Source organism: Ralstonia sp. ASV6, assembly GCF_016429285.1.
Lineage (GTDB): Bacteria > Pseudomonadota > Gammaproteobacteria > Burkholderiales > Burkholderiaceae > Ralstonia > Ralstonia flaminis.
Genome location: NZ_JAELUI010000022.1, coordinates 38,872 through 50,662 on the forward strand (window position 1 = coordinate 38,872; position 11,791 = coordinate 50,662).

Here is an 11,791-nt window from a genome sequence, read left to right on the forward strand (position 1 = left end):
ACCTTTGAGCGCTGGCCCGGCCTCAGCCGCACGAAGTTGAATCACGGCTTCTCCGCCACATCCGGATGACGGAAACAACGCAGCGTGTGCCCATCTTCCTCGATGACGAACCAACGGCCGTTGGCTGCGTACTGCGTCCCCAGGCGTGCGCCCACCCCACCGCCGAACCGTTTGTCGAATTCGCGCACCGCCTCGGCAGCCGGCTGCTTGAATCGCAAGGCGATGGAAACGGTAGCGGGTGTCTCCTCGTAGTAAGCCGCCTCCCCGACCTGAATGATCTGCACAGGCGATGTGAGCAACTGCAGAGGCGAGCGCAGCTTGTAATCGGCGACCACGCTCAAATAGCCCTTGCCATCGCCAGTACGTTGGCTTTGTTGCGCTTGCGGCGCCAGCACCATCTCCGCGGTAGTGTTCACCGATGGGTGCGCATACCGCTTGCCGATGGGCCCGAACTTCACGCCCAGCGGCGAGAGCTCAGTGCGCGAAAGCGCCACACTCGGGTTGCACTGAACGAAGCCGGAAGCGAGCTGGAGCTGCGCGTCTGAGGCTTCAGCTCCCGCTGGCGCCATGAGAACGTTGACTGGTGGCATTTGGGCCAGCGCCATTCCAGGCACCAATACCGAGACAAGAAAGATCTTCCGCATGATTCGTTCGCACCTCAACCGGCTATGTTGGGCACATTGTACGAGAAAGATACAGAAAAAAATATCTTTTCGTAACGAAAATCAGCGCAAGCGCTTGGCGGGAAGTCGAATCAGTTTGTGCGCCCGAAGGATCTCTGTCCGCCCACGCCCCCTCTATGTGCTTGCTTGCGCCTCGCGCGTCCAGTTGCCCATATTGTCGGAAGCCGCCCCTGGGAAACCCTCTGGCCAGCCGGACAAGTCAGCGGTGATGTAGCAGTCGGACGCTGATGCGTCCATGCCAGACTCCAAGCTGTCGACTTCGCCGTACCCCAACTGCGCGATGACGTAGGCCACGAGTTCACCGCGATAGTGTTCGCGCATGCGGTAAAACTCCGCTGGCGGTATCGAATACCTGGGGCCACGCCGAACCCTGACAGCAATGCGAGCGCCCGACTCCGACAGCTCAACCACCCGGGCGCTGTACCCGGATAGGGACGCAGTGATCGTGATCCGGAATTTGCGCCGCGGCTCATCCGCTTGCTGGAAACCAATGATCTTAAATACCATCTTCTCGACTCCCAGGTGGCTCACCGAGCGCGATCTATGTATGCCTGCGTGAGGCCGCCGTAGACGGCGGTCTCACGACCCGGCTTAGCTCTCGAATTCGAAACCGACCTGGTGGTCCGGCAACAGCACAAGATAGGCTGAGAACTTCTTCCCGCTGCTCTTGCCCTTGAATCCGTCGATCAAATTGCTTCGCCCACCACTCAACAGTTGCTTAACGACCGAAGCTCCGATCGTCTTCCCCGATCGCTCACCGTAGATGCGGAAGTCGCACGTCCGGCTCTCAGCTGCAGCGCCGTTCTTCTCACAGTAGTAATGGTCGCCACGCTGGTGGACGGCACCACCACATTTCGGGCAGTTGCCAAGCGTCTCCCCCGCAGGCTCTGACGCCGCCTCACGCGGCGGGAACACAAAGTCCATCTTGCTGAAGTCTTCGGCAAACTTCAGTGACGCAGAGAACGACTTGCCGGTTTTGCCTGACACGAAGCCATCAAGCACAGGCGTTTGGCGCTCGCGCAGCAACGCCTCGACTTCAGACACCTCCAGGTTGCGATCCAGCAAACGGCGCGGGACGCGCAAGCCGCAGCCACTGCAGCTGTAGTGCAAGCCTGCTGACGCAACCGCCCCGCCGCACTTCGGACAGGGAGCACCCAGTGGCTGCGCTGCGGGTGCCTCCTTCGCCTCTGAACGAAGGCAATCCACAATAGTCCGCGTCTGCTCCTGGATCTCTTTCATGAAGTCTGCGCGAGACACCTTGCCGGATTCCATCTGCTTGAGTTGGTACTCCCATTCTCCCGTCATCTCCGGGGACGTCAGCGATGCCGCCCCTACGCGGCGCAGCAGAGCCACAGTGGACATTGCCTTCTGCTGCGGCACGAGTTCCTTTCCGGAACGCACGAGATAGGGGCTGCAACCCGCCCCGGAGTAGAGCAGTTTCTCAATCGTAGCGGCTCGGGTTGCGGGGGTACCGAGCCCCCGCTCACTCATGGCATCACGCAAATCATCGTCGGTGACGAGTCGCCCTGCGTGTTCCATCGCACCTAGGAGTGTCGCCTCGGTAAACCGCTCGGGTGGTTTCGTCTTCAAACCGACCGCCTTGACCTCAGTCGCATTTGGCAGCTCACCGGCTGCGACCTGGCACATCGCAACATCGTTGTCTGCCACCTCTCTGCCGTAGACCGCCATCCAGCCGGCCTCCTGCAGCACACTCCCAGTGGAACGAAAATGGTCGGAGCCGATACTCGTGATGCGCACGGTCTTCAAGAACACAGCGGCCGGGAAGAAAACCGCAATGAAGCGTCTCGTTACCAAGTCGTAAATTTTGCTCTCGTCCGCCGAGAGCCCTTGCACGACTGTACCCGTGGGGATAATTGCAAAGTGGTCGGAGACTTTTGAGCTATCGAAGATGCGCGGGTTCGGCTTCACATAGCCTTTCTCCACAGCCTCTTGCGCATACTTACCCACCGTCAGGCCCGTAAGGTTGAGAAGGGTGCCTTTTGCGGTATCCACGTAGTCATCGGGCAGAACCTTCGCATCCGTCCGTGGATATGTCAGCACCTTGTGGGTCTCGTACAAAGCTTGCGCCAGCTTGAGCGTCTGCGCCGCGCTAAAGCCAAACTTCTTGTTCGCTTCCCGCTGCAACGACGTCAGGTCGAAAAGATGAGGCGGCGCCTTCGAGTCAGGCTTCGACTCCTCTTTAACTTCGGTCGCCTGTTGCCCGTGGCAGCGCTGGGCAATAGCTTTCGCATCGTCCTCGTTCCAAATCCGATCCGCCTGTTTTTCTTCTTCTCCGGCCTCGGGCTTCTTGAAGTTAGGATCAAACCACTTACCGTCATAGGTGCCAGCTTGAGCACCAAACTTTGCACGCACTTCCCAGTAGTCCTTCGGAACGAAGGTGCGAATCTTTTCTTCCAGATCCACCGTAATTGCAAGCGTCGGGCCCTGCACTCGCCCCGTCGTATGCGTATCACGCTGCCCACTCAGCATCTGTGCAACGATAGTGAGTGCTCGTGTGCCATTGATGCCGATCAGAAAATCCGATTCCGATCTGCACCGCGCCGCGTCATAGAGTCCCTGCATCTCTTGCGAGCTGCGTTGCTTTTTATAGGCGGCCCTAATGGACTCTGGGGTCATTGACTGCAACCACATCCGTGTAAAGGGCTTCTTGCAGCGAATCGCCGCCACGATGTATCGAAAAATCAACTCGCCCTCACGCCCTGCATCGCAGGCGTTCACCAGGCTCGTTACGTCGCTTCGTTCCGCAAGAGACTTGATCAACAACAACTTCGATTTCGTCTTGTCAACCGGCTTCAATCCGAACGGCTCCGGGATCACCGGTAATCGGTTGAGGTCGTAGCCAACGTCTTGGCCATCCGGGCAAACCAACTCAACCAGGTGCCCGACGGCCGACGCGATGAGCGCATCGCCGCGCTCATACCATTGTTTCTCACCATCCCGTTGCAGCTGAAATCCACCCAGCGCCTTCGCAATATCAGCGGCAACGCTCGGCTTCTCCGGCACAATCAGTGTCTTACTCATGTTCCGCTCCTTGTGCGGTAGATGTTTGGGCCGCCTTTGCCTTGCGCGCTTCCACGATGCGCGCAATCAGTGGGATCCGACAAAGGGCTGTGCGCAACGCCAATGCCAAATGCGCGAGGAAGATCCTCGTTTTCTTGATGGGGTAGGCACGCCGATCCGTCACGGTGTCGCTCACACCTTGAATCTCGCCGCCCTTCATCTCGAAGTGCGCATTCGTGAGCGAGTACATGACCATTACCGAATCCATCCAGCCTTGGCAGGTGAGGCCGACCGCGATGCCACCCGTGTTCGTGAAGATCGAGCGCACGAAGTGCAAGCGATAGGCCTTGATGCTCCCACCGTCGTCCGTCGCACCAGCCACGATGTAGACATGGCCATCGCGCACGGACACGTAGCGTGCGCCGATGAACGGGTAGTCGCTCATCTCGAAGCCGTCGATGATCTCGGACGGGGCAAACGTGCCGATCGCGAGCTCCATCGAAGAGCCCGCACGCACCTTCAAATTCGGGCGCTGCAGGGCTTTCCCGATCTCCACCCGGATCTCATCAAAGATCCGCGTCTTCTGGCCCTCAGGGGACCGACGAAATTCGCGATTGCGCGCCTTCATTGACATGCTTCATCCTCGCACTTCTGTGCAGCTTCCCATGCGTTCCATCCCTCATTGAACGCGAAGCAAAACCCTGCACCGAGGATCAACATCACGCCCAGCAGCATTGGCGGATTGAAAGGCGCCTTGAACAGGTAAACACCGGCGAGAAATGCGCAACCGCAAGCAATTGCCAGATAGATCAACGCCCGGCGTCGCGCCGCGACCCAGGTTTTAGGCGTAGAGTTTTTCATAGGAAAATTCGCCGCGAGGCATGCTCACGAAGCGCTGATATTGAAGCTGAGACTGAGCCCGCGCAACACCAATCCCGGTGTCACGGCCCTTCGCAACAATAATTTCGACTGTTCCACGCTGGTCCGAATCTGGGTTGTAGACTTCGTCGCGATAGAGAAAGAGAATCGTGTCGGCATCTTGCTCGATAGCCCCTGACTCTCGCAGATCGCCCATCGTCGGTCGCTTGTCCGTCCGGGATTCCAGAGAACGATTAAGCTGGGAGAGCGCGACCACTGGGCACTCGAATTCCCCCGCCATTTGTTTGAGAGCTCGGGTGATCTCCGAGACTTCCGTTGCCCGGTTCTGACTACTCGAAGCCTTGTCCGAGTTCATCAGTTGCAGATAGTCGACGACGATGTATGCGAGCTTCTTCCCGGTCGCGCGCGTCAGTTCGCGGCACCGAGCCCGCATCATAGATGGGGTGAAGTGCGTCTCGTAGCTGATGCGGATATTGGAGGCGCTGTACCGCATCATCGCGATCGTCAATCGTGCCCAGTCATCCGTTTCAAACTGGGCGGTGCGGATTCGGCCATATTCGACGCTCGACAGCGCAGAGATTGCGCGCATCCCTAAGGACACGTCAGGCATCTCAAGCGAGAAGTAGGCCCCAAATGGGCTTGCGTCGGGAGACGGCTCTGGGTTCCGTTGCAACGCGTCGGGGGAGAGCTCGGGTACGGCCTCAATTGAATTGTGGATAGCGATACGCAAGCCAAAAACCGACTTACCCATACTCGGCCGGCCCGCTACGACAATGAGGTGCCCGGGTTCCATCGAGCCAAGCTTTAGATCGAGCTCTTCAATGCCGGTACGTGCGCCCGGCAAGCCGCCCGCCTCGACCTTTTGCATACGGCTGACGACGTCCTCTACCACCTGCAGGGGCGTCTTCAACAAACCGGCCGTCTTCTGTCTCGTAGACAGACTCGGTGCTATTGATTCCAGGTCGCGCAGCACGTCATCCGACGTCAGCTCACCGCCGATCCTGGCAATCCGCGATTCTGCGTTTTTCAGGGCCTCGGCAATCTGGCGAGCACGCCACTTCTCGATGACCGCCGCGGCGTAGTTTGGGAGGTTGTCCTGCGACGCCTTGATACTGATCGCATGGGAAAGGAGCTCTTTTGCTCTGGCGCCGAACACAGGCAGAGACTTCAGATAGCTCGCCAGCGTGACGCTGTCGGGCGACTGGCCTTTTGCCAGGAGTTGGCCGTAAGCCTCGTAGACCATGCGATACACGGGCTCCGAAAAATGCTTACCCTCCAGCTCCTGCGACAGTGTCGTGTAGGCACTGTCGGCGTGATCGCTGAACAGCGCGGAGACGATACTTTCCTCCGCCTCTATGGCGGCCAACTGCTGGCCTTCGCTCCTTTCTACGCTCATACCTCATCCCGTGCACGTTTGGCGGGCATTGTAGCAGGACGATACGAAAACATGTTTTTTTTAGTATCGCGTGCGATTTCTAACTGTAATCGTATGGCGAAATCACGGCCTACTCGGCGAATTTTTTATTTGCAGCTCACTCTGGTGCGTCGTCAAGCGCACATGGCATCGCCCGGCCCTTCCACGCGGACCTGCCCCAGAACGGGCATCGGGCGTCGGCCGTCCGCCGATTCCAGCAGCGCATCCACAACGGGATCGCTGTGGGATTGAAAGGTGTATGCGACAAGCTCTCTGGCGATGTCAGATTGCCAGTCCGAGAATCCTGTTTCCAGCAGGTAGTGCGCACACAGGGCAGCCACTACCCCCTCTCGATCGCTGAATCCCAGTTCCTTTGCAACACCGCTGACTCCCTGCCGGGGGTAAATCATCATTGCGAGTTTGAGCGCGCCCAAAGCGCCGTCTCTGCCGTCCTGGTAGGCCCGGCGCATCGCAGAGGGAATCCACCACAACTCATCTTCACGTTGCGGGGGCAAACCGCCACTTGCCGCAACCGCGCCAGCAATCGCCTCTCCCCGGCGCGCCGCCGCGTGTAGCGCTTGTTCCATTACATCGGTACCCGCCCAAATCTGTGCCACATGAATGGCCTCGTGACGGACCGTTGGCTCGTCTCGCGCGCCACGCCCGGAAAACGCAAGCACCACCTGCTGGCCTTCCTTCAGAAACGTCACACCAGTAATTTTGTCGTCGCCCCTTTCTCGAAAATGCGCCACGATTTCAGGCGAAAGTTCAGCCGACTCCGGCGGCACCAACCGTACAGACCCTTCAGCGACCCACCGGCGCACGACCTCCGGCATCCTCTTTACAACTGCATCCCGGCACGCCGCCGCTTCATGCTCTTTGTTGCGCGTCCAAAGGCGCTCGAATGCGCCGTCCGGCAGCCGGATCCGCTTGACCAGAAAGTCCATGTCCGGCAACCCGTCCACCCATGGCACCATTCCTCCCTCATCGCGAGTGAACACGGCAACACGATCGCTTGAGTGATAGAGGACTGTATGGAAATAGCAGTCACAACTGATGAAGCGTTGCCCGTCCCGCGTGAATGTGGACGTGCCCATAAATGGCTCGCCGTCGAATGCCGCCCCTGGCACGCGCTCGCGCAGCAGCAAGTGCGCGACCTCAACCGGCGGCGTGAGCCAGGGCTCGTCTGACGGCGGTGACTCAGGGCTCGCACTCAAGGCCGCGACCTGCTTATGGATTGCCGACTCCACCTCCGCCTGGCTGGAATTGCGATCCTTGCCGTCAATGCCGCGCTGCTTGAAGCCTGCCGGCATCATGACGTGCGTCTCGATGCCGAGCGCAACGCCCGCCACAGCACCTGCCAGATCCACACCTGTCTGGCCGCCACAATGCACGCGCTCAATACGCCGATGCTCGTGCACTTTTTCGAGCACCTGGAAGACCCAGCGATTGGCCGCCTGTTGGGTGACGCCATGTTTGGCGAGCGTTTTGATGCTGTTTCCAGCAACGTTCAAGCTTCGGGCATCCAATCGCTTCAGGTGCTCGAAGACAAGGCGGGCCGCTTCTTCCGGTTCCCGCTTCAGGTCCAGTGGCACCGCAAGATAGCGGCCTTCCGCAGCCTTCTTGGTCAGGATTTCGCCCTTGCTCGCAAAGTCGACTGCGAAGGCGACCGTCGCATCCGCCGCCTTCGCGTTGTGGAAGGTGCGCGGCGCATAGTCGGACGACCTGTGCGCCGCGACCACCAACGCGCCGCGCACATACTCGCTACCGCTCACCTGCACGGGCTCACCCTGGTACTGCAACTCATCGAGCACCGCCGCGCGCTGCGCCTGCAGCTCGGCTTTGCGCTCCCCGCGCGCTTCTGGCGAGTGGATGCTGTAGTCGAGATACGCGAGTTCAGCACGCAACCGATCGACATCGAGAAACGAGTACTCAGCGCCGCTGGGGTTTTCACGCTGCAGCATGGTGGCAGGGAACGACCGATCAAATGCCCCCAGCTGAGCGACCGCTGCCGCGTCACCGCACGCGTAGAACCACCCGTGCTGAGCGGAAAACTCGCCCAGCTGGAGCCCGAAGCTCTCAAGCGTTGCGCGCTCATCGGGGGCCGCCGACACCGTGCCGTAGAAAACGGCCGCTCGCGGCCCGCTCACTTCTTCCCACATCGCCTTACCCTCCCGCATTCAAAACACCATAGCGCGCCGCAATATGAAATCCACTTGCGTTCGTTCCCAGGCTGCACATTTTGATCTCTAAAGAAATATGTTTTCGGATTATTTGCGCAGGAATGCTCCGAAAATACGCTCTGATACCTATACTTTCGGCGTTTATAGCACGGAACCGATCATGAACGACACCCTCGCACCCACCGGCACCATTGAGCTCGAAGAGATCATCGTGGCCCTCGCGCAGAACGGCTTCGACCCCAGCGTTTCCCATGCGGAATCCATTCAGCAACGCCTCGATGCCAGCGCAATCACCGCCGCCGCAGACCGGTCACTCGCACTGCGCGCCGCCATTCAGAAGACCATGCTCGGCACGCCCTCTGTCGACACGCTGCCGATGATTGACCTGGATGGTGACCGCCTGCTGGTCTATGGCGCTGAAGCCATGGAACTGCCCGACTACGTCGGCGTGGCCAGGGATCGCCGAACCAGCCGCCTCGTTCTGACAACGCTCCAAACCGGAGTGCGCGATATCGCGTTTCTGGATGCAGCCACCATCGAGGAGGCAGTTCCAGAGGCTGAGGCGCTAATGCCCAACCTCGCGGCAACAGAATGGGTGTACTACTCCCCGAAAACCTACAGCATCATCGACGAGATTCGTCCAAACGGACTCACGCTCTACGGCCGCGAGAGCTTCCCCGAGATCATTTCCCGCTACCCCGACGTCATCAAAATCTCGTTCGACCGGGCACTTGAGCTGCACGCCCACCGATACCTCGACGAGCCTGCCAAACAGATCTCAGAAGAAGATTGGCATAGCGCCCGCAACATGACTCCGCCATTGCGGTGGCGCAACGATGGGGCGACTGAGACCTTCCTATCCTCTGAACCGCTGACTTTTAACGTTACGCGCGTGTACGCCCGAATCGGCGACGACTACTTCCGCTTCAACGGCCGCACCTCCATGTCGCACGACGAGATCGTGACAACGGTGAAAGGGCTCTACCAAACAATGCCGGCAGAGCCGACGACCGAGGCAACGCTGTAACCACCGCCACGCAAAGAGCCAATTCATGATCGATTTCGGAAAACTGCTCAAGAACCTCAACGACCCCGAATACCGCGCGAAGTGCGATCGGGAGCAGGAGGCGCGCTGGGCCGCGCAGAAACTCGTCGACACCGCGCGAAACGCGGCCGTCGACCTGATGCACGAGCACCATGAAACGCTGTCCACCAAGGAGCGCAGCTTCATGTACTCGGCAACACAGGCTTCGGCGCAGGGCTACCTCCCTGCGAATCAACACCGGTGGTTGATGGACATCGCAGAGCGTCTGCAGCCTGGCTTCAAGCAAGCCTTTCCCGGTTCCGACATGGAGATCCTGACTGCGGCGAAACCCGCAGAGGAACCCCAAGAAGCCGAAGTGAGAGCGTCCGATTCGCCCAGCCCTTGAAGGAGCCCATCATGTCGAACAATGTCACCCAGATCGAGCCAAGCGACGACGAAATCTTGACCGCACTGGCGTCGCTTGGCGAGGACCCCAGCGCATCCCGGGTCGACCTGATCCGTATGCATCTCAAACAGGACCTGCTCCAAGGCGCCGATCGCGAAGTGGCCCTCCTGCGCACCGTACACGCGGCACGCGAAGCCGCCTCCAATTCATACGACACCCCTGAGTCCGAGCTGGTTGATCGCACCTACTCATTCACGGTGAGCCTCTATGCCACCGTGAACGTCACAACGCATTCTCGTGCCGACGCCGAGCGCATCCTGAATCAAGTGCTCAACGGGAAGAACGGTGACGACTTCGGCCGTCTGGAAGACGGCGACACCGTCGTCCATGACATCGGCCTTGCCAGCGATCTGCACTTCGAATGCGTTGATGGTATCCAGATTCCAACCGATTCCGGTCCCGAGATGTGACAGATTCCGGCCCTTCGCGGTTAATGGCATTCCGGAGGGGCTGTGAAGCGCCGAAGGCGCGTTCTCGACAACGAGAAAAAACCGACAAAGAGTCGTTGCCGTCCATGATCCCGTCCCTACACGAGATACAGAAACCGCACACGACCATTGAGGCGCCCACCATGGCCTTTCGTAAGATGAACGATCCCAACATCCAGCAACGCCTTGAGGCCGACAACGCAGCTGCTGCACGGCTACTCGACACACGGAAGCTGGCCCTCAACGTCATCACCAGACGCCACAACGCGCTGACCGAGCGCGAGCAGATCTTCTGCGGCACCGTGCGCGCCAAGCTCGACGTACTCGGATTCATCCGCGACACCGAACATGCATGGCTCATGGCCATCGCTGAACGCCTGCAACCGGGTTTTGCCAAGACCATCACCAAAGACACCGTTGACCAGGCTGCTGCGACGACCGGGGTTAGTGAAACCGCTTTTCCGGAATTTTAAGGCCCCGTGGAGGGGCTGGAGCGCGCCTACGGCGCGTTGTCTTGCTCACAAACGAAAAACAGAAAAAGAGTTCTTGAGCCGTTAGAGAAACCGAACTCCCCCGATAGACATCACGACCAAAGGCTACTCCATGGAAACGATTGACCCTCGCCTGCAACGTCTCGCCTCCATCCAGGAATGGAGTGACGCCGTCATTCTGCACTTCCTGGCCTCATGCGAAATGCTCGGCATCACCGGGGAAAACATCCTGGCTATACGACGAACCGCCGTCTTCTTGGCCTCGCACCCTGGAGTTCAAGGACGCCTCGGTTTTCTCTCATCTTCAGGCTTTGACGAGAAAGGTTTTTGCAACCCCAGCCGAACTATGTGAATGGCTGAGATCCGTCACACAGAGGCTGTCCGGGCACGCGTTACCCCGCTCAACGAAAATGGATCGCATGCAGTTTTCTAGAAATATGCATGCTGCTTTTGATAGCACCCTTCATTGACTCCGTACCACCTGACCGGACAGCCACGTAGCGGCGTCGCAGACGCGGCCTTGGCCACCCCAACAAAACGACAAAGAGTCTTTGCCTTTCCCCGATATCCCCGCCCCAATTGAAACCAACCATGCCGAATTTTCTGGCCTCCCTCTTTGGTCGCCGTTCCCCAGCACCGGCCGAGCCCGTCGCCAAGGAGCCCGAGCTCAATCCGCTTGCCCCCGATAACCGCGTCATGTGGGCGCTGGCGGAATGCGGTGAGGACCCAACCATCTCTCGCATCACTGAGATCCGAGGAAAGCTCCACCTGGCCAAGCAAGCAGTGCCCGCGCTCAACGCAAATGAGTTGGCTGACGCCATCAAGAGCATCCAAGCCCAGGAGGCACGAGCGATACCGGGAAGCCAGGCGCTATCGCAGGCCCTGCTGAATGGCCGCAATTTCTCGCTGGCGTGGACTCAGACACGCGACGAATCGCTGCTGACCGCAACCATTCAGCGCAGGGGCACCGACATCACCCTGACGGCGCAGCGCCTGGCCATCATGCCTTATGGCACCATCGAAGACGCGGCCTGTGTGCTTACAGTCTCAGGCGGTCCGCTATCAAAGGAGGCGATTGACGTGACCGGTATTCCGGTCCAGTTCTTATGAGAGGATTGAAGTTTATTGGATGGTGCCTGGTTGCTGTGCGGGCATCGGTGTTGGCCAGTGGGCGGCAGGTGCCGGCGGACGGTATCCAAGCG

At 59.3% G+C, this 11,791-nt stretch carries 13 protein-coding genes; 6 read left to right on the forward strand and 7 right to left on the reverse strand.

The window, feature by feature from the left end; translation table 11 throughout:
* Positions 1-41: 41 nt before the first annotated feature.
* The 7 genes from JHD73_RS06305 to JHD73_RS06335 all read right to left on the reverse strand — a co-directional run bounded on the left by JHD73_RS06305 (position 42) and on the right by JHD73_RS06335 (position 8,159).
* Positions 42-644, reverse strand: a complete 603-nt coding sequence (locus JHD73_RS06305) for a hypothetical protein (protein ID WP_199028893.1) — start codon at positions 642-644, stop codon at positions 42-44.
* Between the two features lie 153 nt (positions 645-797).
* Positions 798-1,004, reverse strand: a complete 207-nt coding sequence (locus JHD73_RS06310; protein ID WP_199028895.1) for a hypothetical protein — start codon at positions 1,002-1,004, stop codon at positions 798-800.
* A gap of 270 nt (positions 1,005-1,274) precedes the next feature.
* The gene (locus JHD73_RS06315; protein ID WP_199028897.1) at positions 1,275-3,725 is read right to left on the reverse strand and encodes a DNA topoisomerase; all 2,451 of its coding nucleotides are present in this window, start codon (positions 3,723-3,725) and stop codon (positions 1,275-1,277) included.
* On the reverse strand, positions 3,718-4,332 hold the full coding sequence (locus JHD73_RS06320) for a hypothetical protein (RefSeq protein ID WP_199028898.1): 615 nt from the start codon (positions 4,330-4,332) through the stop codon (positions 3,718-3,720). Before JHD73_RS06320 ends, JHD73_RS06315 begins: the two co-directional genes overlap by 8 nt.
* The gene (locus tag JHD73_RS06325; protein WP_199028900.1) at positions 4,329-4,565 is read right to left on the reverse strand and encodes a hypothetical protein; all 237 of its coding nucleotides are present in this window, start codon (positions 4,563-4,565) and stop codon (positions 4,329-4,331) included. The genes JHD73_RS06320 and JHD73_RS06325 overlap by 4 nt, the downstream gene beginning before the upstream one ends.
* Complete coding sequence (locus tag JHD73_RS06330; protein ID WP_199028902.1) at positions 4,546-5,979, reverse strand: replicative DNA helicase; 1,434 nt, start codon at positions 5,977-5,979, stop codon at positions 4,546-4,548. The genes JHD73_RS06325 and JHD73_RS06330 overlap by 20 nt, the downstream gene beginning before the upstream one ends.
* A gap of 152 nt (positions 5,980-6,131) precedes the next feature.
* Entirely contained in the window at positions 6,132-8,159 is a 2,028-nt protein-coding gene (locus tag JHD73_RS06335; protein WP_199028904.1) for a putative molybdenum carrier protein, read from the reverse strand.
* 181 nt (positions 8,160-8,340) lie between these two features.
* Here JHD73_RS06335 and JHD73_RS06340 point away from each other — a divergent pair, with 181 nt between their 5' ends.
* The 6 genes from JHD73_RS06340 to JHD73_RS06365 all read left to right on the forward strand — a co-directional run bounded on the left by JHD73_RS06340 (position 8,341) and on the right by JHD73_RS06365 (position 11,699).
* Entirely contained in the window at positions 8,341-9,207 is an 867-nt protein-coding gene (locus tag JHD73_RS06340) for a hypothetical protein (protein WP_199028906.1), read from the forward strand.
* A gap of 25 nt (positions 9,208-9,232) precedes the next feature.
* Positions 9,233-9,610 (forward strand): hypothetical protein, encoded by a 378-nt coding sequence (locus JHD73_RS06345; RefSeq protein ID WP_199028908.1) that lies wholly within the window; start codon positions 9,233-9,235, stop codon positions 9,608-9,610.
* An 11-nt stretch (positions 9,611-9,621) separates the two neighbouring features.
* Complete coding sequence (locus JHD73_RS06350; protein WP_199028910.1) at positions 9,622-10,080, forward strand: hypothetical protein; 459 nt, start codon at positions 9,622-9,624, stop codon at positions 10,078-10,080.
* Between the two features lie 161 nt (positions 10,081-10,241).
* The gene (locus tag JHD73_RS06355) at positions 10,242-10,571 is read left to right on the forward strand and encodes a hypothetical protein (RefSeq protein WP_199028912.1); all 330 of its coding nucleotides are present in this window, start codon (positions 10,242-10,244) and stop codon (positions 10,569-10,571) included.
* A gap of 130 nt (positions 10,572-10,701) precedes the next feature.
* Complete coding sequence (locus JHD73_RS06360) at positions 10,702-10,941, forward strand: hypothetical protein (RefSeq protein ID WP_199028914.1); 240 nt, start codon at positions 10,702-10,704, stop codon at positions 10,939-10,941.
* A gap of 239 nt (positions 10,942-11,180) precedes the next feature.
* Entirely contained in the window at positions 11,181-11,699 is a 519-nt protein-coding gene (locus tag JHD73_RS06365; RefSeq protein WP_199028916.1) for a hypothetical protein, read from the forward strand.
* Positions 11,700-11,791 lie beyond the last annotated feature (92 nt).